The organism is Pseudomonas zeae, from assembly GCF_014268485.2.
Classification (GTDB): Bacteria; Pseudomonadota; Gammaproteobacteria; order Pseudomonadales; family Pseudomonadaceae; genus Aquipseudomonas; species Aquipseudomonas neuropathica.
Genome location: NZ_CP077090.1, coordinates 1018735 through 1040751, shown reverse-complemented (window position 1 = coordinate 1040751; position 22017 = coordinate 1018735). Strand labels below are relative to the sequence as shown.

Here is a 22017-nt window from a genome sequence, read left to right as displayed (position 1 = left end):
CCTGTGGATCGGGTTTTTTTATGCCTGCAACCAGCGCATCAGTACATCGACACCAAGGTAAAAGCCTGCCCCTGAATCATTTCAGGGGTTGCCCGGCGCCCGTTCTGGTCGACTACAGCGCCAGAGGCATCTTGGTGCAATGGCTTTCGACGAAACCGCTCCATGAATACCTGTGCACGTTTCGACACCGGATCGCTGGCATATCTGGCCCGCTGCAAAACCGGCGAATACAAGCGTTCAACCTGGCTGGCGGAAGTCTTGAACACCGTCGAAACACCGTTGTTCAGATTCAACGAAACAGCATAGGTATTACCCAGACAGGAAGAATACGACCAGTAATCCCATGTCGGCCTCAGCCCCTGTTGACGCAATACACTCCTGACCGGTCCACCGATGTCGGTGCCGGTCAGCCAGTCACCGCCCACCAGCGTGACCCGAACATCTTTGGGCGAGCCTCCCAGACGCGTCATCGCATCCTTGACGGTGTGGTTGATCAGCGAGCGAATGTTGTGATCGAAATGAATGACTGCGCCGACCTTTGTCGCCGGGTTGTACATCGAGGCAATCACGCAGGTCTGCGCATTCAGCGAAAACAGATAATTGTCCATAGACCCGGCGACAAACTTCGCCACCACAGCCTCGCCCTGCAACGCACCACGGTTCAGCACTGGCTCGACCCGGCCGGGAAACGCATTGCGCAGATTGTTCACTCGACCAAGATTACGTACCTGATCATTGCCGCCGCGCAGCCCGACCCGGTCATGCGTCCATTTGCCACTCGCGGTCAGACGTACGGGGCGCTGATAAATGGCTTCGGGGCGCCGGGCATCGATCAGGCTGAGCCCGCCGAAATGCGGGTTTTCCCTGACCTGGAAGTACTTGCCTCTGTTGCGGATGTAATAGGTCGGTTGGGGCTGCGCAGCACTGGGCGGACTGCGCCATGTGCCAAAAAAGACACCTTCTTCAGTGACCTGCTGCAAATTATCCGGCTTGTTGCTGACGGCCTGTCTGGCGTGAAAACGCACCTTGCGAACCGCCGGCAGCGCTTCCTTGCGAATCGGAGCCACCGTGCTCAAGCGTTCGGTGAGCAATGAGACCGGCCGCGTCGTGTGCTTCAGATTTCTGACCGTGCGCCCGAGTAACTTGACCGTACTGCCGGCGCCAACCATGGCAAACAGCGCGCCCCACGACGCCTCAAGCCAATGGCCGAGCGCGCCATCGACATCGCCCTCCAGATGCGCCGCGACGGCATCACCGGCACTGACGGCAATGAACACCACGTCCAGCAGCAAGGCGAAGGGCGGAAACACCATGCAGAACGGCGCGGCGGCGAACATCAGTCCCTTGACCACCTGTCTTTCGATCATTTCCGCGCGGCTGGTCGTGATGTCGTGCACATCCGTAACCGTGCGCTCGATGTAAGCGTTGAACTCAACCCGCGCGTCGCTCACTCGCTGCGCTTCGTACAGCGTATCGACGCGCTGATTTTTTACCGCTATCGCATGCAAGGAGAGCGAAACGGTTTTGCGTGCAGCAACCGCCGTGCGCGCCATCAAGTAGTCATGCAGCTCGCCGGCGATGTCGCCAAACAGTGAATGGTACGGGCGCACCGCAAGGCCGTCAGGAGCATCCGGGGTATACAACCACCAAGACGGCTCGGGATCGAAAGCAGTAAAAACATAAACCCCGAGTACGACATGACCACGCACAGTAAATCTGAATACGCCGTCAGTCGTGACCCTGTTGGCGCCCGGCAAATGGCCCCCTGACGTTGGCAATTGACTCAACAGCGAGACCTGGCGGACGAGCGCTGTATACACCGTGTCGCTTAGCCGTGCCTGACTTCGCGCAACCCGCAAGTCACGATCCATTGTCGACAGCAGCACATTGCGCCAGGCAAACCGGCGCGGCTCGTAGTCCGCATGGCGAGCGTCGAGATATTTGCCTCGGATTTCGCTGGCGTACTTCTCACCCAGCCAGGCCCCGCGCAGATACAACGCCAGATCGGCGCTGCGCACCTCGCTCAGATCCTGGCCAACGGATGAGCGCACGCCCTTTTTCGGATTGTCGATACCAGCGTTGTCGTCATAGCCGTAGATCGCCAGATCGAGCAGGCTGGCTACCGACTGTTTCCTGCGATCGGCGATGCCGGCGTTGTAATCGATCAACACGGTGGCCGGATCAACCGGTTCCAGCACCTGTTTGCTACGCATATAAGGCGCGATCTCTGCGGCCACCGTGCGTCTGGCAAAGTCGACAAAGACTTCGAAACCGCCCAGCAACTCATTGAAGACCTGCTGATGAACAACCAGCTCCTGATTCAGACTACTGAGGCGTCGACGCGCATCCAGGGTCAGCGTTGAGTTCCAGCGCAGTAAGTTGTCCTCTTCGACCTGCTGCAGGTTTTTGGCCAGGCCCATTTTTACAGCCGCTTCGACGCACTGAGCGAACGGCAGGGGCGCACGCCGAATATCACTGCTCATACCCCAACGGCCAGGGTCGGCAGCCACGGCGACAAGATACTCCCGCGCTCGCCGATGGGCAGTGGGAGAAAGCTGCTGCAAAAGATATTCGCGACCGGACTCGCTCTGCGTCCAGCCCCAGACCTCTCCGGTCAATGCCGCCAGCGAAGGCAGGCGCACCCACTCCTGGCCGTCTGGCTTGTTTGGCGCGTACAGCAGCAGATCGCTCACCGCTGGTGCAGGCTCTTGCCGGTAAAACACCAGAAAGTCGGCACACTGCATGCCGTTGGGTAAAGTCAGTGCGGCGACGCGCAAGGATTCGCCCATGGCTTCCCCTGCCCACATCGATTCGAGACGATCATGATCGTCCACCGCCAGATGCCCCGCACAACGCGCAACGAACGCGCTTTGCTTGAGTCGCGCGACAAACCAGTCGATCAAGGCCTTTTGTACGTCCTCGCGCTCATACTGCCCGGCGAGGGCTCGCAGGTACCCGACCGGATAATCCTGGCCGGCCAGCATGTCGGCGATGAATGCCGGCTCCAGCGGCTGATTGCGTCGCGAAGAACCACTGGTGACTTCCAGAACGGCAGCGAAATCCGTACCGATCGGCCCCGCCGCGAGCAACTGGCTCAAACTGCGGTTCTGCGTCGGCTCGCCGACCGCTGAAAGCCACCTCAGGCGGACATCGATCCGGTCCGGTTCCACCTCCATGTCGAGTTTGAGCTGGATATAGTCAATCGCCTGTTGCCGGGCATAGGCGCGCAACGAGCCGTAGCCTTCCAGCAGATCATCGAGCGCTGCCTGGGCCTGCGACGTCTGTTCTTGATAACGGCGCAGCCTGGCACGCTCCGGTTCGTTCAGCACCCGCAGCCAATGCGGCAATTGCGCGTATGACAGCGCTTCGAGCCTCTTCTTTTCCGCACCCGTTGCCATTGCGGTCAACCGATAGCGGCGAGCGCCTCGCTCCTGAACCTTTTCGATTTGCCTGCGCAATCGATCCGGCGTCAGTCGCACGAGCCGGTCAGTCTGGAACAGCGCGTCGATGTCATCGATATAACGCTGCAATTTGCGCAAAACCAACTGATCGAACGCAGCCTCCTGCCCTTTGGTTTCCCAATGTGTTCGCAGGTAGTTTTTGTATTGATCAAGGAAATGCTCAGAAACGCTCTCCACAGTCTGGATGACCGCTTGACGATGGCCGAGCGGAAATCCCCGGTCAGCAGCACCCGGCCAGCGGTACGGAGCGTCCTGAATCGCCAGGTACATCATCGGCTTGCCGTCGATGATTTTCTGCAGAATCGAATCGAGCAAAGCCAGCACAAAACCCGGATCGATATTGCCGTGCGGGTAATGATTGCGCAGCTCGGTCAACGCGAAAGCTTCCATGGCCTCCAATAAGGTCAGCTGACTGCTCAGGCGCTTGTCGATGAGTACCTGCCAACGCGTGATCCGCAGCAGAATCTCCTGGGCCGTCCCTGTGGGCGCAGCGGCTTCCGGTGGTTTTTCTTCTACAATCCCTTGTTCACTCGCCATATCGTCCAGCCCGCTTGCGTAGAAATGAGCTTTCACTCTATTTGCCGGCAACCGCGCTCCGGGGATACATATGTATATCGCGCCGGCGAATGTGTAACAGCCAAGAGGCGTGTCCACTTTGCCGGCGACCTGGCGTAAACTGCGCGCTTTTGCAGCTTCGGGCTGCCCCACAGATTTTCAAAGGTGCCCGCCATGCCTTGGCTGCAAGTCCGTCTCGCCATCACCCCCGAACAAGCCGAAACCTACGAGGACGCATTCCTCGAAGTCGGCGCCGTGTCGGTGACCTTCATGGACGCCGAAGACCAGCCGATCTTCGAACCGGAACTCAACACCACCCCATTGTGGTCGCACACCCACTTGCTGGCGCTGTTCGAAGGCGGCACCGAACCAGCCCCGGTACTGGCCCATCTGGAACTGCTGACCGGCAGCCCGCTGCCCGAACACCACAGCGAAGTCATCGAAGATCAGGACTGGGAACGCAGCTGGATGGACGGTTTCCAGCCGATGCGTTTCGGCCAGCGCCTGTGGATCGTGCCGAGCTGGCACGCCGCGCCGGAACCTGATGCGGTCAACCTGCTGCTGGATCCGGGCCTGGCGTTCGGCACCGGCACTCACCCGACCACCGCTTTGTGCCTGGAATGGCTCGACGGCCAGGACCTGAAAGACTGTGACGTGCTCGACTTCGGTTGCGGTTCGGGAATTCTGGCGATCGCCGCCCTGTTGCTCGGTGCGAAAGAAGCCGTTGGTACCGACATCGACGTGCAGGCACTGGAAGCCTCGCGCGACAACGCCGGTCGCAACAATATTGCCGACGAACTGTTCCCGCTGTACCTGCCGCAAGACTTGCCGCAGGTTCAAGCTGACGTGCTGGTTGCCAACATTCTTGCCGGTCCGCTGGTTTCGCTGGCGCCGCAACTGTCTGGCCTGGTCAAATCCGGCGGTCGTCTGGCCCTGTCGGGCATCCTCGCTGAACAAGGTGATGAAGTCGCTGCCGCTTATGCACAGGACTTCGATCTCGACCCGATCGCCAATCGCGATGGCTGGGTGCGCATCACCGGCCGTCGGCGCTAATATGTCCGCCTGCATAATCCGGATCGCCGCATGACTGACAGTTTCGTCACCCAGTGCCCGCATTGCCAAACCAGTTTCCGTGTCAGCCATGCTCAATTGAGCGTGGCCCGCGGGGTGGTTCGCTGCGGCTCCTGCCTGCAAGTGTTCAACGCCGCCAAACAGCTGCTGGAACAACACGCTGGCAAGGACGCGGTGACGCCGCTCGCGCCGTCGCTTGCCGAGCCACTGCCGATTGCGGAGCCACCGCCGATTGTCGAGTCGACGCCAGCCGTCGAACCCGTAGCCATCGTCGAGCCGCCGGCACCGCGCGCCATCAGCCAAAAGCAGTGGAGCGCCTCGGAGCTGGATCTCGACAGCCTCGATCTGGACCAGGAACTTGCCCGCCTCGAGCAACGGGAAATCCAGCCGACCACCGAATTCGGTCGTCCCCGCGAAGATTCCCTGAGCGCCCGGCGCGACATGCCTGAGCCGGACGAAACCGTCTGGCGCGACAGCCTGTTCAGCGAACATGCCGATGAGCACACGATCGAGCCCGACGACGAGGCGGAAGTCTCGGAGATCGAACCGGCCAAAGCCGCACGCACCGAGCCTTCGCTGACTTTGGAACCGGTAGATCTCGACGACGAGCCGGCGATCCCGCAACTGCGCCTTCACGACCCGATCGATCCGAATGCCCGTCGTGAACGATTTTCTGCCAGCGACGATATCGATGACGGCGACGAGTTGCCATCGATCGAGCCGCTGCGCAAAAAGCGCGAGCGCGCCGAACCCGGTGTACGTGCTGAAGTTCTGCAAGACCTGACTGACGACCCGCTGCAACTGGACTGGCAGAAACGCCGCTCGCCTTGGGGACGCCGCTTGCTCTGGTTGTTGTTGGTGCTACTGGCGGCGGGCGGACTGGCTGCCCAATACATCGCCTATCATTTCGACGAACTGGCCCGTCAGGATCAATACCGTCCGTGGTTCCAGCAAATCTGCCCGCAGATCGGCTGCACGGTGCCGTCCAAGGTCGACATCGCCCGGATCAAGAGCAGCAACCTGGTGGTGCGCAGTCATCCGGAGTTCAACGGCGCATTGGTGGTCGACGCGATCATTTATAACCGCGCGACGTTTTCTCAGCCCTTTCCATTACTGGAACTGCGTTTCGCCGACCTCAATGGCCACTTGATCGCCAGTCGTCGCTTCAAACCCGGCGAGTACCTCAGAGGGGACCTCGAAGGTCTGGCGGAAATGCCGCCGCAAACGCCGATCCACATTGCGCTGGATATCCTCGACCCAGGCCCGAAAGCAGTGAATTACAGCCTGAGTTTCCACTCGCCCGAGTGAATCCCTGCGGCGGTTTGCAATTGACGGCGGTTTTCTGACTTTGCCACCCACAACCAAACCTGTGGCGATAACGGAATAACTGTTCAGATTTTGTTCAATTCAGCCTTTATCCAGTCATCGAGAGCGGGTATCATGCCAACCCTTTTTCGAACTCTCATGATCCGGCCCCACCTCAGGGAAGTCCTATGTCGGCGGTACGCATCGGCCCATACACATTGCAGAACGGCTTGATTCTCGCCCCGATGGCGGGCGTCACCGACCAGCCCTTTCGTCAGCTGTGCAAGCGTTTGGGCGCAGGGCTTGTAGTCTCGGAAATGGTCACCAGTGACATGAGCCTGTGGAACACCCGCAAGTCGCGCATGCGCATGATCCACGAAGGCGATCCCGAGCCCCGCTCGGTGCAGATTGCCGGTGGCGACGCGCAGATGCTGGCGGATGCGGCCCGGGCCAACGTCGAATTGGGCGCGCAGATTATTGATATCAACATGGGTTGCCCGGCAAAGAAGGTCTGCAACAAGGCCGCCGGTTCCGCGTTGTTGAAGGACGAAGCACTGGTGACCGAGATCCTGCAGGCCGTTGTGGCTGCGGTTGATGTGCCGGTCACCTTGAAGATCCGCACCGGATGGGATCGCGACAACAAGAACGGCCTGACCGTGGCGAAGATCGCCGAGCAGGCCGGGATCACCGCGCTGGCAGTGCATGGCCGCACTCGCGCCGATCTGTACACCGGTGAAGCCGAGTACGACACGATTGCCGCGATCAAGCAGGCGGTGTCGATGCCGGTGTTTGCCAATGGCGATATCGATTCGCCGGAAAAGGCCCGTTACGTGCTCGACGCGACCGGTGCCGATGGCCTGTTGGTAGGCCGCGCCGCCCAAGGGCGGCCATGGATTTTTCGCGAGATCGAACACTTCCTGCGTACCGGCGAGAAATTGCCGGCACCGGAACTGATCGAAGTGGAACACATTCTGCTGGAGCATCTGGCCGCCCTTCACACTTTCTATGGGGATGTGATGGGCGTGCGCATTGCGCGCAAGCATGTGGGCTGGTATCTCGCAACCTTGCCGGGCGCCAGGGAGTTTCGCGCCCACTTCAATCGTTTGGATGGTACGGAAACACAATGCGCCAACGTTCGGGAGTTTTTCGCCGAGCGTTACAAGAGCCTGACAGGGGACGAAGAAGGGGTGGCCGCATGACGATGATGACCGAGACTTTAGTGAGTGGAACAGCACCCGTGAGCGACAACGTGAATTTGAAACAGCACCTCAATACCCCGAGCGAAGAAGGCCAGACCCTTCGCGGGAGTGTCGAGAAGGCGCTGCACAATTATTTCGCCCACCTTGAGGGCGCGTCCGTCACGGATGTGTACAACCTGGTGCTCTCCGAAGTCGAGGCTCCCCTGCTCGAAAGCGTGATGAACTACGTCAAGGGCAACCAGACCAAGGCCAGTGAGCTGCTCGGACTTAACCGCGGCACGCTGCGCAAGAAACTCAAGCAGTACGATCTGCTGTAAGCATTCAATCAAACCAGAAAGGCGCCCGCGTAAAAAACGGTCGCCTTTTTTGCTGACTTCCTTTGCTTTTGATGGAAATTGAGATGACCGACCAGACTACCCGCCTGCCGATCCGCCGCGCCTTGATCAGCGTTTCCGACAAGACCGGGATCCTCGAGTTCGCCAAGGAGCTTGAAGCTCTGGGCGTTGAGATCCTCTCCACCGGCGGAACGTTCAAGCTGCTGCGCGACAACGGTGTTGCCGCAGTGGAAGTCGCGGATTACACCGGTTTCGCCGAAATGATGGACGGTCGGGTGAAAACCCTGCACCCGAAAATCCACGGCGGCATCCTCGGTCGTCGCGGTATCGACGACGCAATCATGAGCGAGCACGGCATCAAGCCGATCGATCTGGTGGCGGTCAACCTGTATCCGTTCGAAGCCACCATCAACAAGCCAGGCTGCGACCTGCCGACCGCCATCGAGAACATCGACATTGGCGGCCCGACCATGGTCCGTTCGGCAGCGAAAAACCATAAAGACGTAGCGATCGTGGTGAATGCCAGCGATTACGCCAGCGTCCTGGAAGGCCTGAAAGCCGGTGGCCTGACCTACGCGCAGCGTTTCGACCTGATGCTCAAGGCCTTCGAACACACGGCTGCCTACGACGGCATGATCGCCAACTACATGGGCACCGTGAATCAAGCGGCTGAAACCCTGAGCACTGAAGGCCGCAGCGAATTCCCACGCACCTTCAACAGCCAGTTCATCAAGGCCCAGGAAATGCGCTACGGCGAGAACCCGCACCAGAGCGCGGCGTTCTACGTGGAAGCCAAGCCTGCCGAAGTCGGCATCGCTACCGCGACCCAACTGCAAGGCAAAGAACTGTCGTACAACAACGTGGCTGACACCGACGCCGCGCTGGAATGTGTGAAGAGCTTCGTCAAGCCAGCCTGCGTGATCGTCAAGCACGCCAACCCGTGCGGCGTGGCCGTCAGCCCGGACGCTGAAGGCGGCATCCGTCAGGCTTACGAACTGGCTTACGCGACTGACACCGAATCGGCATTCGGCGGCATCATCGCCTTCAACCGTGAACTGGATGCCGAGACCGCCAAAGCGATCGTCGAGCGTCAGTTCGTTGAAGTGATCATCGCCCCGAGCGTCAGCGAAGAGGCTCGCGCCATCGTTGCAGCCAAAGCCAACGTGCGCCTGCTGGCCTGCGGCGAGTGGTCGGCAGACCGCGCAGCCGCGTGGGACTACAAACGCGTCAATGGCGGTCTGCTGGTACAGAGCCGCGACATCGGCATGATCAGCGCCGATGACCTCAAAGTCGTGACCAAACGCGCGCCGACCGAACAGGAAGTCCATGACCTGATCTTCGCTTGGAAAGTGGCCAAGTACGTCAAGTCCAACGCCATCGTCTACGCCAAGAACCGTCAGACCATCGGTGTCGGCGCGGGCCAGATGAGCCGCGTAAACTCGGCGCGTATCGCCGCGATCAAGGCTGAGCACGCTGGCCTGCAAGTTGCCGGTTCGGTGATGGCATCGGACGCGTTCTTCCCGTTCCGCGACGGCCTCGACAACGCGGCCAAGGTCGGCATCACTGCGGTGATCCAGCCGGGCGGCTCGATGCGTGATGCTGAAGTGATTGCCGCTGCCGACGAGGCTGGCATCGCGATGGTGTTCACCGGCATGCGCCACTTCCGTCACTGATATACCGGTTCAAATGTGGGAGCGAGCCTGCTCGCGAATGCAATCTGTCTGTCATAGCTGTTTTGACTGACACACCGCTTTCGCGAGCAGGCTCGCTCCCACATAAAGCGCTCCAGCAGCGCCTGACAGATTTTTGAGGTTTTTGAAATGAATGTTTTGATCATTGGCAGCGGTGGCCGTGAACACGCCCTGGCCTGGAAAGTGGCTCAGGATCCGCGCGTGCAGAAAGTTTTCGTCGCGCCGGGCAACGCTGGCACCGCCATCGAAGCCAAGTGCGAGAACGTCGCCATCGACGTATTGGCCCTTGAGCAACTGGCCGACTTTGCCGAGAAAAACGTTTCCCTGACCATCGTCGGCCCGGAAGTGCCGCTGGTCGCTGGCGTTGTTGATCTGTTCCGCTCCCGTGGCCTGGACTGCTTCGGTCCGACCGCCGGCGCTGCGCAGCTGGAAGGTTCGAAGGCCTTCACCAAGGACTTCCTGGCTCGCCACAAGATCCCGACCGCCGACTACCAGAACTTCACCGAGATCGAGCCGGCCCTGGCGTATCTGCGTGAAAAAGGCGCACCGATCGTGATCAAGGCCGATGGCCTGGCCGCCGGTAAAGGCGTGATCGTCGCCATGACCCTGGCCGAAGCCGAAGACGCCGTGCGCGACATGCTTGCTGGCAATGCCTTCGGTGATGCCGGTTCGCGCGTGGTGATTGAAGAGTTCCTCGACGGCGAAGAAGCCTCGTTCATCGTCATGGTCGATGGCAAAAACGTCCTGCCGATGGCCACCAGCCAGGACCACAAACGTGTTGGCGACGGCGACAGCGGCCCGAACACTGGCGGCATGGGTGCCTACTCCCCTGCCCCGGTGGTCACTGCCGACGTGCACCAGCGCGTGATGGATCTGGTGATCTGGCCGACCGTGCGTGGCATGGCTGAAGAAGGCAATGTCTACACCGGTTTCCTCTACGCCGGTCTGATGATCGACAAGGCTGGTAATCCAAAGGTTATCGAGTTCAACTGCCGCTTCGGCGACCCGGAAACCCAACCGGTGATGCTGCGTCTGCAATCGAGCCTGGTGCTGTTGGTTGAAGCCGCTCTGGCGCAAGCGCTGAACAAGGTTGAAGCACAGTGGGATCCACGCCCGAGCGTCGGCATCGTGCTGGCCGCTGGCGGCTACCCGGGCGACTACGCCAAGGGCGCGGCGATCAACGGTCTGGACGCAGCGGCCAGCCTGGAAGGCAAAGTCTTCCACGCCGGTACCGCGCTGAAGGATGGTCAGGTCGTCACTGCCGGTGGTCGCGTACTCTGCGCCACCGCAATGGGCGCTAGCGTCGGTGAAGCCCAGCAGCAAGCCTACAAGCTGGCCGAGGCTATCGACTGGGAAGGCTGCTTCTACCGCAAGGACATTGGCTACCGCGCCATTGCCCGTGAACGTGGCGAAACCCAGGAATAAGCTGTTCATCAAGTCCGGCGAGGGATACCGTTCCTCGCCGGACTGTTCCGCCGCCGCGCATCGTTATATTCTGGCATCAACCTACGAAGGGATTTCGCCGTGCGCTGGCTCAGGATTGCCATAAGCTTCACCGTCACGTTGCTGACCTTGCTCTGCATGCTCCCGGCCCAGGCCGCGCAAGGCAGTGGCTGGTCGGTATTGCTTGACGATCAGGGCAATCTGCAACTGAGCGATATCCGCTCCGCTCGCTACACCAATCAATTCAGCCCCATCGACCTCGACCGCCTCACTGCGGCCGAGCCCGATGGCGCCCTGTGGTTGCGCTTCAAACTGGCGCCGGGCAAGCACGAACAAGTGCTGCGCATCTTTGCCCCCGACCTGTCACAGCTCAATCTCTACGTACTCGACGGTGACAAGCTGATCGAGCAACGCAACACCGGCACCGACCAGCCACAGGTCGAAAGGCCGTTGCCGAGCAGCGACTTCATGCTGCCGTTGCCCCAGACCGACAAACCGCTCGATGTTTATCTGCGCCTGGTCTCCGATCACCAGTTGCGCCCGCACGTCACCCTGCAATCGGCGGTGATGAGCGCGGCCAACCACAATCAGACGCTGATCTTCGGCTTGCTGTTCGGCTGTCTCGCCATGCTGCTGTTGCACAACCTTGTGCGCTACGCCTACTCCCGCTCGCGCAGCAGCCTGTGGCTGGCGGTCTGCGAGGGCCTGCTGGGCCTCAGTCTGTTGCTGCTGCTCAACCTCGCCGGTCCCTGGCTGCCGAACTGGCACGCGGTGCAGACCCCGGGCGCCTATCTGGCATTGCTGCTGACCGCTCCCGCAGGGTTGATGTTCGCCTATCGCTTCTTCGCGCCGCTCGGCCCGCACCCGCTGAACAAACTGTTGATTGGCGATATCCTGTTTATCGTCACCTGCAGCCTGTTGCTGCTGTTCGTCAATACCCTGCCGCTGAACATCATCACCTATGCCCTGGTGGCCCTGGCCGGCCTGAGCATGTTGTTTGTCGCCTTCTATCACTGGCAGAAGGGTTACCGCCCGGCGCGCCTGTTCGTCGCCGCAATGGTGGTGTTCAACATCGGCACCTTGATCATTCTTCCCGCGTTGCTGGGGCTGACACTGGTGTCGCCGCAAGGTCTGATCATGACCCTGATGGCATTCATCTGTATCAGCGGGCTGCTGATGAGCATCGCCCTCGGCGAGCGTCAGCGCAGCATCACCGAAAGTCGTTTCAGCGTCAGCCGCGACCTCGCCGCGAGCAATGCCGAGATCAACGCCAAAGCCGAGTTCCTTGCCAAGATCAGCCACGAAATCCGCACGCCGATGAACGGCGTGCTGGGCATGACCGAACTGCTGCTGGGCACGCCACTGTCGGTCAAGCAACGTGACTACGTGCAGACCATCCACAGCGCCGGCAACGAATTGCTGACGTTGATCAACGAGATTCTCGACATCTCCAAGCTCGAGTCCGGGCAGATCGAACTGGACGATGTGCAGTTCGACCTCAATGCCTTGATCGACGACTGTCTGAGTATCTATCGAGCCAAGGCCGAACAGCAGAACGTCGAACTGATCAGCTTTATCCAGCCGCAAGTACCGCGGGTGATCAGCGGCGACCCGACCCGCCTGCGCCAGACCCTGCTAAGCCTGCTGGAAAACGCCCTGAAGAAAACCGACGAAGGTGAAGTGCTGATCGTCGTCGCCCTCGACGAGCGCAGCAACAAACCGCGTCTGCGCATCGCCGTGCAGGACAGCGGTGAACCGATGGAGCAGGAAGAACGCGACGCACTGATGCACGCCGAACTGCACAGCAAGCACTTCCTTTCGGCCAATCGTCTGGGTGGCAACCTGGGGCTGGTGATCGCGCGACAACTGATCCGCTTGATGCATGGCGAGTTCGGCATCAAGAGCGGCGCCAATCAGGGCAGCACGTTATGGCTGACTTTGCCGCTGGACCCCGACCGCCTCGAACACCCGACCTCCGATCTCGACAGTCCGCTGCAGGGCGCGCGGGTCCTGGTGGTCGACGACAACGACACCTGCCGCAAAGTGCTGGTCCAGCAATGCAGTGCGTGGGGGCTGAATGTCAGCGCCGTACCTTCAGGCAAGGAAGCGTTGGCCCTCCTGCGGACCAAGGCGCACCTGCGTGATTACTTTGATGTGGTGTTGCTCGATCAGAACATGCCCGGCATGACCGGCATGCAGCTCGCGGCCAAGATCAAGGAAGACCCGAGTCTGAACCACGACATCCTGCTGATCATGCTCACCGGCATCAGCAATGCGCCGAGCAAGATCATCGCGCGCAACTCGGGGATCAAACGCATCCTCGCCAAACCGGTGGCCGGCTACACCCTCAAGACCACCCTGGCCGACGAGCTCAACCAGCGCAACAAAGGTCAGGTGGTGTTCCAGCCGCAAGTGGTCACCCCGGCCACGGCGGCGAAAGTGCCGAGCGATTTCCGCATCCTCGTCGCCGAAGACAACACGATTTCGACCAAAGTGATTCGCGGCATGCTCGGCAAGCTCAACCTGCAACCGGACACCGCCGCCAACGGCGAAGAAGCCCTGCAAGCGATGAAAGCGCAGCGTTACGATCTGGTGCTGATGGACTGCGAAATGCCGATCCTCGATGGCTTCTCGGCGACCCAGCAATTGCGCGCCTGGGAAGTCAGCAATCAACGCATTCGCACGCCGATCGTGGCGTTGACGGCGCATATTCTCGCCGAACACAAGGAGCGCGCGCGTCAGGCCGGGATGGATGGGCACATGTCCAAGCCGGTCGAGTTGTCACAATTGCGCGAGCTGATCGAGCACTGGGTAGCCGAGCGTGATCAGCAGAACCGTGCCACGACGCCCACCTCCTGAGCCGACAGCCCCCGTAGCGCCTGATAGACTCCCCCACGAATTCCCTCGCCAGTGAGCTTGCACCATGCTCCATGTGTTGTTCAGCGTTTACCTGAAGATGCTGGTGCTCTACAGCCCGTTCTTCGTGCTGTCGTGTTTTATCAGCCTGACCCGCGGTTATTCGCGCAAGGAACAACGGCGGCTGGCCTGGAAAGTCGCCGTGGCCACGCTGGTCTCCAGCGTTTTACTGTATTTGTTCGGGCGGGTGATTTTCGATGTGTTCGGCATCACCGTGGATGCCTTTCGCATCGGCGCCGGCAGTGTGCTGTTCATTTCGGCACTGGGCATGGCGCAGGGCAAACCGGCGGTACAGGCCGACAATGTGCAGCAGGACGTCACCATCGTGCCGCTGACCATCCCGCTGACGGTCGGCCCGGGCACCATCGGTGCCTTGCTGGTAATGGGCGTCAGCCAGCCGCACTGGGACGACAAACTCACCGCGATCATGAGTATTGCCCTGGCCAGTTTTACCGTCGGCGTGGTGCTGTATCTGTCGAATCGTATCGAGCGGATTCTGGGCGATCAGGGCTTGCAGATCGTCAGTCGTTTGATGGGATTGTTTGTTTGCGCCTTGGCGGCGCAGATCATTTTTACAGGGGTCAAAGGCTATTTGGTGCCCTGAACAAGCGCATCGAATACGTCCGTACACTTCTTGCAAAGGGCCGTGAATTTACTCTTCACGGCCCTTTTACTTTCTACATCGGTCGTTGACTCAAAGCGCTGCCTCGATCAGCTCGTTCAGACTGACCACGGCATTAGCGCCCTGTACCTGCGCAAAACGCTGCAACCAATCAGCGAGAGTAAACGTGCAGTGGACCCGCTCATCGAGCCGGACTGTTATTTCCATTGGCGTGTTTTCCTCGCCGCCCTGCGGCTCGACATTGCGCACAATCAGCGTGCTTGCACTGTCCGGGTCGGCAATCACCAGATGCCCTTCAACCCGCGACATCAAAAGGCGCGCGCAGTCAGCCATGTCGAGGAACAGCAGGTTCGTGCCCGGACCATCGTCGTCCGCTGCCAGCCGCGTATCGACCACGATGCAATCCAGACGCTGCCAGGTTTCGTCGGTGATGCGATACCCGGTTTCCCGGGAACCGAAGGCCAGAATCAGTGTGTCGATGCCATCGGGCAACAATGCGCAGACATCGGTCACGTCATCGCTCAAGGACAGGGACAACACCTCGCCTTCGCGGTGCGCGTGGCAGCCCGGAATCCAGACAGGATCAGGATCGACCGGGCCTGTGCTGAAGACAAGTCCGTCAACTGCGTCGAATAGCAGCGCAGCGGTGTTTTGGCGCGTGCCAAGAAACGTCGGCCACTGTCGCGCATGGCGGGCGGTGACCTCAAACAAGCGATCCGTTGCAGGCAGGTAATACGTGTAGCGCGTGCCGGTATGTTCGACCGGCAGGACCTGCGCGTGGACCTGCCCCGCGAGCAGTGCTTTCAAGCGCGTACGCCACTGCTCGGCCGTCTGCCCCTGCACGTGCGACCAGCGATTTTCCACGCTGATGATCCGCGCTGGCTGCTGATCGTGCAGTTCGACATTGACCCCGTCGCGGGTTTGCCCGAGCAGACCTTGTCCATGCCTCAGCACGTGAACAAATGACCACTGCGGCCAGATCTTTTCTGCCATGGGCAACTGCCCGGGGCTCACGCGCTGCGGCCCAGCAGCAAACGCGACGCGCAATGCCTCGATGGCAATCGTCGGCTGGCGATAAAGCCGCCCGGTCGAACCCTCCAGCAACCATGCGGCCTGTTTGTCCGGCGTCAGTCCCAACGGCGTCAACTGCACTTCAGGACCGATGTTCGACACGACGAATTGCTCCTCGATGCACCACGCCGCCAGAAATGCATGAGCCGCCCCATTGCCCAATCCGATGAGCGGAAAAGGTTCGGCTTTGTAGACTTTTGCCAGCGCCGGCAAAGCGTCCAGCCAGTCGGAGTTGAGCTGTAGCCAGCGCTGGCCGAGGCCGGCAAATTTCAGAATATTCGGTGTGGGAATGCCGCCCATCCACTGCTCATCTTTAAGGTTGGTGTCGACCTCGAAAAGGCGGCCGTCGGCCTTGGTGGCAATGTAGCTTCCGTACGTTTGGGTGACGTCGACAATATCGCGCTCGATGATCCGATTGATGAATTGCCCCACCCTCGGCTCCACCCCTTGACTGATGGTCTGCGCTTGCTTGCTGTAGAACAGCAGCGCACCGCTCTGCGGATCGGCCGGCATCAACATGACCATGTCCGCCTCACTGCCCAACCCCGCCGAAAAATAGTGGCCCGTGCGTTTGTTGACCCAGGCACGCCGGCGCAATCCTTCGAAGTAGTAGGTGCGCGCGTAAACGAACGCTGCATATACCCAGGTGCTGATGGCATTGGCCATGCCCGGGGTTTCATCGTTATACGCGCCGAAGGTCGTGAAGTGATGCAAGTCGCCCTGCCCGGAACGCGCGGTGGGTTCCTCGATAAACGATGACTTGATGCCCGTCAGGACCACGGCCGCATCGCTGAGGCGATACTCCAGTGTGGTTTCGGTTTCAGTTATCCGGGCGTCGATCAGCAAGCGTTGCAACACTCGCAAACTGCCATCGGCGTCCTGGACACAACCCATGATGTGCGACCCGCTCGCGGGGTTCATCAAGCGGTAGCGATGCACAACCGTGCCGGTGATCGCGTCGACACGCCAGACCGTCGCCCGTTGCGGATGGTAGAACCAGGCATGGCGGGCACTGGCGCCGCCCAACAGCAGCCCCTCGTTCACCGCGCGCGGCAGATTGCGCGCGTACAACAGACGATCACTGGTCGCGTCATACCAGGCGGTGGTCACCACCATGGCGGCGGGCATGCGGAATTTGTACAGCGCCACAGCATTTGCGACCAATCGGCCTTCGCGGGCGTGCTGGCGCAACATCGCCAGTATTTGCGGCAGGCGGCTTTGCTCATCAAGGGTGACCGACTGCAAGCGAAGGCAGCGCTCCCACCCATCGACCCGGAACAGGCCCTCGGCCAGTTCGATCAAGCCATCGAAAACCGACAGCAATGTGCCGTCAACCATCAGTTGGACTTCATCATCATTTTCCCGATTCGGGGCGGCAAATCTGACCTGTTCCAGGCAAGCCCAGGTCGCCTGCACGATCCACTTGGCTGGGCCATGAAATCTGACCGCCACAATGCCGGGTACCAGACGCACCTGATAGTGCCCAGCAGGAGCGGTGATCGCGTAGGAAATTTTGTTCTGCACTGGCGCTTCCAGCGTCGGCACCACCAACTGGCGTACCTGACTGTCCAGCACCACGCTGATGTCTGTCGGTTGATATACCGGATGCAGCTTGTACAGAATGTGCGGCAGCGACGGGTTGCTGGTGAGATAAAAGCGCCGGTTTCCGTGTTGGTCATACTCCAGCGTGTCCGCCATGCGATCCGTCACTTGCGGGTAGCGGGTTTCAGCAGGGATGTCGCCAGCGTCCCCGACCTCGCCGGGAAGGGGTTCGTAGGTGTACCCGCCCAGCCCCTTCAACTGATACTCGTAACCGTAATGGCAGATCGGCGTGCACGGCAGCACCAGCGTCTCGAGCCTGTCGGTTTCGTCACGGTAAAGATGAACAACCTCGGGCAGCCCCAGTGCCTGGCGGATATCGAGGGACAGGTGAATAGCCTGCGGGTCATCGTTGTACTGCGGCAGCTCCAGTGGCCCGCCCGTCCAGGGGTAAAACTTCTGGCTGTCGAAGCGCACGTCATTGGTTTGCAGGTTCAGACTGACGATGACCGCCTCTGCGGGAAATTGCAGCACGCCATCCTTCAAGGTGTAGGCACCGCGCCGGTAAGCATGACCGATCGCCCGCAGATGATTGCCCACCGCCGTCGCCTTGTCCCTGATCTGTCCCAGGTTGCTGGCAATCGCCGTCACCCCAATGCCGACACCCAGCAGCGGCACCGAGAGAACGGCCGCTGCCGTGCCCACCGCCCCGCCAGCCGCCAAAGCAACAACATCCAGCCCCAATGCCGCAACGTTGAATACCAGTGAGGTGGAGAACCGCGAGCGTTGCTCGTGGTTCTCGGCCACCGACAGGTTGTGGAGATCGAAGCCGATGTTGGCGAGCGAAAATACCAATCCGCCTGCCGTGGTGGCACGCCCCAGCACACGCCCGGATAACGACGACTGACCAAGCGTCAATGCCCGTTCGCTGGCCGCCACCTGACGCACCAGATTGATCGTCTGGGCCGTGTCGCTCAATACGCCGAAACCCAACTGCGCATAGTTGAAATAGACCTGCACTTGCAGGGCTATCGACAAAACCGGTGCCCGCTCGCCATCAGCCTGATAGTCACGATGACGCATTTCAGTGACCAACGCCTGGATCGCGAAGGCGAAACTCAGACGACTGCCGCCGTCGGCTTCAACCACGGCACTCGGCTTGCCCGTCAATGTGATAACCAAACGTTGAAGGTGTTTTTTAAGCCTGTCGAACCGCGCATCGGCGGTGCCGACCGTCAGTGATCTGGCCGGGTTTTGCACATCCACCAGCGTCAGCGAATAACCCGCGCCCGGGTTTGCCTTGAGCGTTTCCAGCAGCGGCAGATAGTCGCGACCCAATGTGTGTTCAGCGCGCAATTGCCGGGTCGCCTGATCAAATTCCTGCGCCCAGTAACGCGCGTCCAACTGCGCGAGGCTAGCCCCCAGCCGCGCGTTTTCACTGAGTGAGCGCGTGCGTGCGACAGCTTGCCTGGCCCAGATCGAAGCCGCCTGAGGATCGGCGAGCGCTGCGGTTTGCAAAAAACTCTCGACGCGCAACCCGGACGACAATGTCCGCTCGGCGAGCGCTACGGTGTCCAGTTCGATTACATCGAACTGCGCAGTGCCGATGTCAGTCAGGCCGTACAACTTCGCCAAAGTGTTGCCGTCGTCACTTAAATAACGTGCCACGCCCTGCTTCATTTCTGCGCTGGCGGCAAATCCATAAATCGCAAAATTGGGATCATAAAAGCGATAGAACGTTTGCTCATCCACTTGCACTTTGGCTACCAGCAAAGCGTGATTGCCTGTATCGAGCAGCAGGACGCCGGGGGCGGTTTTCGCTTCCAGTGTCTGCATCACGCTGTCGAGGTTTTGCCGGCCACGAGCCTGTCCGATCGCACGCCCGGAGACCTCGCCCAGCTCATCCAGCGCACTGAGCAACGCCCGCGAATCTACGTCTTGCGGCCTCAGGCTGGCATTGGCCACACGTCCGATCAGTGCACGCTCGGCCAACCCGCCAGCACCCACGGCGGCGGCCATCAACAACGCCAGCGGATAGCAACGGCGTCCCGGGTCGCCCGTGCTGCGCCTCAACAAATCCTGCGGCAGTTGCCTGACGGACACGGCGCCGGACTGGAACAACGCCTCCCGCACCTGGCCACCCCGCTTGAAAATGTGCCGGTGGTATTCACGCTGCGCCGTGCGATTGATCTGTCCGATGCGCTCGCCCCACTGTTTCAGCGTCAGCGGTTCGCTCATCGCCAACGCCTTGAGTTCGCGCGCCGTGTGCGTGCTGTGGATGCTCGCGCCGGCAAGCCCCGCCTCGAAGCTCGGCGATGCCTGCTGAATCAGGGCCTTTTCGATCGCGTGGTAACGGGCGAACAAACCGCCCTCAGCGGTTTCCCGAGCGATGTCCATAACGCTCTGCCAGACCGGGGCAAACCCGGCGGCATCCAGGCTGTTTGCCCCCAACATCCCGCCAAGGATGACGCGTTGCAACGGGCTGAGTTGCTCAACCGCCAGCGAGCCATGGGCAACGAGGGTGAACAACTCATTGAGATTGCGGGTAGGCTCCGCGCCATGGGACAGCGGAATCTCACGGACTGTTTGCGCGCGAATCTGCTCACGGCTATCGAAACCGATGGAGATCGTTGAATTGAACGTCATGTCGCCGCTCAACTTCTCCTGCATCGCGCGCAGGAAGGGCTCGCCCAGATCGTCCATCAGTGGCTGCAATACCGAGGTCAACATCACCGGTTGGCCTTCGATGACCGGCCAGCCCTGCTTGAAGGTTAGCGTGTGCGCTTTCAGCAGATCCGCCAGTTGGCCGACGTAGCGCGATTTCAGTTTGCCGTTCTGCCACTTTTCCCGCTCCTCAAGTAACCATTGCTCGGCCTTACCATCGACGGTCCAGCCGGAGATCATCTCCTCCTCGGTGTGGGTGTTGTAGCCTTCGAGCAACTTCAGGCGCTCACGGATCTGTACATGTCGATCGGGTTGCAGGTGCTGCTCTATGTATTTGAGCAGCGCGGCCGCGGCGGCCCCCGGGCCCGTCAGGGTGATGGTGCCGCGGGCTTCAAGGCGAATGCCATCGCGGTAATAGGTAAAAATCGCGTCGATCAGTCTGGAGCGGAACACCTCGCCTTGCGCTTCAGGCAGTTTGCCCTGCGCCTGAGCTTCGTTGACCACATTCTCGACCACATCAAACATCCGTGCCTGATCCGTCGCGTCGATGCCGGCGAGCGCCGCACGCCGCTCCACTTCCAGCAGACAGTCATAATTGAGGCGGATCATCTGCATGTACGCCAGGGTCATGGCACTGCCGGGATGGGCCAGCATGTGCGCATTCATTTCCGCCCAGTCCGGCAAGCCATAGGCCGTGCCCAAACGCATCGCGTCCTGCGGCACCGCGTGATCTTGCGGTGCGACAAAGATCTCACTTAGCGGGTGTTGCTCACGGGCAAACGCCGTCAATGCTTCGAGGTGTTCGGGCGGGATTTTGTCAGTGCGGTCGAGATAACGCTGGCGGTCGCGTCCCGGCATCAACGCTTCATTGTGGTTCAACAGCAACTGCAAAACGCCGATTCGGCCTTCTTCGCCGACGCTGAGAATATCGACACCGGCCAGCGTGTCCGCCAGTGGCGGCAAGTAATCCATGTCACTGTAACGGCCACCTTCGAGGTATTCGGCCTGCAGGCGCACGACATCGCTCGCCGCGGCAAAATTGCCGCGCATGGCCACCTCGCGCTGATAGACATCCTGCAAAAAGTGCCCGGCAAATTCGTCGCCGACATCGCGCAATTGCAGGTCCGCTCCGAGCATCGCCTGATGCGTCTGCAGGCAGCGCTGGCGAAAGGCTTCAAGCGTCGCCCGATCCTTGCCGTAGGCACGCACCATCAAGTCGATCCGCGCTTCGTCGGCTCGCCCCCGCCACTGGGCTTGCTGAAGGTGGGCGAACATCTGCTGCTTCAACACCCGCGCACGGTCTTCGATCATCTGCGACAACTGAAAAGCCTTGCTGACCTTGTCACCGCCCGACTCCAGCGCATCCACTCTGGCGCTGTCGAGGATCACCCGGTTCATTTCAAAGGCCAGCAACGCATCACTGTCGTACCAGAGGTTGAAGCGGTAACCCTGCGGCTCCAGCACCTGGCGCCAGATGTTCATGTAGTCGCGCTGATTGGCCCCGACTTCACTGCCGCCGACCCAGACAAAGTGCATGATTTTCGCCACGGGCCTGGCCACGCCATGGAGCATGGCGTGTGTGTCCTCCAGCCTGGCGACAGACTTGACCAGATCCGATCTGATCTGGCTGATGGCTTCGGAAAGGGGCTGAGTCCTGCGTTGGAGCAACGACTCCAGCGCCTGCTGAAACAGCTTGATCAACAGCAGTCGCTGCGGGTCATCAGCGGCTTGTCTGGCCAGTTCATAGTGCGACAGCAACACCTTGTATTCAGCGCTGCCGGCAAACTCGCTCAGCGCCCGCTGCAGTTGCGAGAAATCTTTGGCGGAAAGGATTTCGTACGGCTTGTTGGTTTTCATCGTGGCACTTCTTCAAAACGGCTTCGTTCGCCACGAAACTATTGAACTGGAGTACCACGCTCAAACCCGAACAAACTCAAACGATGTCCAGTGAAACAGCCAATAACACTCGGGGTTTGCGCTTGAACCATGTGGCAATGAATTGCCTGGTTTCTTACCGGCGCACAAACGCACAAGGCCGCCAATCCAGAAGATTGGCGGCCTTGTGTTCGAGCGGAATGATTCAATCCGAAGCGTTAACCGGATATCACGTCTCACGCAGTTGCTTACAACTGCGCTGGACGCTCA

Annotated in this window: 10 protein-coding genes; 8 read left to right on the top strand and 2 right to left on the bottom strand. The window is 60.3% G+C overall.

The window, feature by feature from the left end; all coding sequences use genetic code 11:
- Positions 1–38: 38 nt before the first annotated feature.
- Complete coding sequence (locus tag HU754_RS04495) at positions 39–3998, bottom strand: ferritin family protein (protein ID WP_186620942.1); 3960 nt, start codon at positions 3996–3998, stop codon at positions 39–41.
- Positions 3999–4190: 192 nt separating this feature from the next.
- On the opposite strand from HU754_RS04495, the gene prmA reads away from it, so the two are divergent.
- The 8 genes from prmA (at position 4191) to HU754_RS04455 (ending at position 14580) form a co-directional block, all read left to right on the top strand.
- Entirely contained in the window at positions 4191–5069 is an 879-nt protein-coding gene (gene prmA, locus HU754_RS04490) for a 50S ribosomal protein L11 methyltransferase (RefSeq protein ID WP_093430245.1), read from the top strand.
- Positions 5070–5099: 30 nt separating this feature from the next.
- Positions 5100–6395: a DUF3426 domain-containing protein gene (locus HU754_RS04485; RefSeq protein WP_186620944.1), complete on the top strand. Its 1296-nt coding sequence runs from the start codon at positions 5100–5102 to the stop codon at positions 6393–6395.
- Positions 6396–6580: 185 nt separating this feature from the next.
- On the top strand, positions 6581–7591 hold the full coding sequence (dusB, locus tag HU754_RS04480; RefSeq protein ID WP_186620946.1) for a tRNA dihydrouridine synthase DusB: 1011 nt from the start codon (positions 6581–6583) through the stop codon (positions 7589–7591).
- Positions 7588–7908 (top strand): DNA-binding transcriptional regulator Fis, encoded by a 321-nt coding sequence (gene fis / locus HU754_RS04475; RefSeq protein ID WP_003221275.1) that lies wholly within the window; start codon positions 7588–7590, stop codon positions 7906–7908. Before dusB ends, fis begins: the two co-directional genes overlap by 4 nt.
- An 83-nt stretch (positions 7909–7991) precedes the next feature.
- Entirely contained in the window at positions 7992–9599 is a 1608-nt protein-coding gene (purH, locus tag HU754_RS04470) for a bifunctional phosphoribosylaminoimidazolecarboxamide formyltransferase/IMP cyclohydrolase (protein WP_186620948.1), read from the top strand.
- A gap of 147 nt (positions 9600–9746) precedes the next feature.
- A complete protein-coding gene (gene purD, locus HU754_RS04465; RefSeq protein WP_099757886.1) occupies positions 9747–11042 on the top strand; it encodes a phosphoribosylamine--glycine ligase in 1296 nt (431 codons plus the stop codon).
- Between the two features lie 99 nt (positions 11043–11141).
- The gene (locus HU754_RS04460) at positions 11142–13919 is read left to right on the top strand and encodes a hybrid sensor histidine kinase/response regulator (protein WP_093430241.1); all 2778 of its coding nucleotides are present in this window, start codon (positions 11142–11144) and stop codon (positions 13917–13919) included.
- Positions 13920–13983: 64 nt separating this feature from the next.
- Complete coding sequence (locus HU754_RS04455) at positions 13984–14580, top strand: MarC family protein (RefSeq protein WP_025111770.1); 597 nt, start codon at positions 13984–13986, stop codon at positions 14578–14580.
- 90 nt (positions 14581–14670) lie between these two features.
- On the opposite strand, the gene HU754_RS04450 is transcribed toward HU754_RS04455, so the two are convergent.
- On the bottom strand, positions 14671–21729 hold the full coding sequence (locus HU754_RS04450; protein WP_186620950.1) for a TcdA/TcdB catalytic glycosyltransferase domain-containing protein: 7059 nt from the start codon (positions 21727–21729) through the stop codon (positions 14671–14673).
- Between the last annotated feature and the right edge of the window lie 288 nt (positions 21730–22017).

Bases quoted from the DNA above. Each gene is read 5' to 3' on its own strand.
- dusB (WP_186620946.1), top strand. From the start codon at position 6,581: ATGTCGGCGGTACGCATCGGCCCATACACATTGCAGAACGGCTTGATT.
- HU754_RS04485 (WP_186620944.1), top strand. From the start codon at position 5,100: ATGACTGACAGTTTCGTCACCCAGTGCCCGCATTGCCAAACCAGTTTC.
- HU754_RS04495 (WP_186620942.1), bottom strand. From the start codon at position 3,998: ATGGCGAGTGAACAAGGGATTGTAGAAGAAAAACCACCGGAAGCCGCT.
- purD (WP_099757886.1), top strand. From the start codon at position 9,747: ATGAATGTTTTGATCATTGGCAGCGGTGGCCGTGAACACGCCCTGGCC.
- purH (WP_186620948.1), top strand. From the start codon at position 7,992: ATGACCGACCAGACTACCCGCCTGCCGATCCGCCGCGCCTTGATCAGC.
- fis (WP_003221275.1), top strand. From the start codon at position 7,588: ATGACGATGATGACCGAGACTTTAGTGAGTGGAACAGCACCCGTGAGC.
- prmA (WP_093430245.1), top strand. From the start codon at position 4,191: ATGCCTTGGCTGCAAGTCCGTCTCGCCATCACCCCCGAACAAGCCGAA.
- HU754_RS04450 (WP_186620950.1), bottom strand. From the start codon at position 21,729: ATGAAAACCAACAAGCCGTACGAAATCCTTTCCGCCAAAGATTTCTCG.
- HU754_RS04455 (WP_025111770.1), top strand. From the start codon at position 13,984: ATGCTCCATGTGTTGTTCAGCGTTTACCTGAAGATGCTGGTGCTCTAC.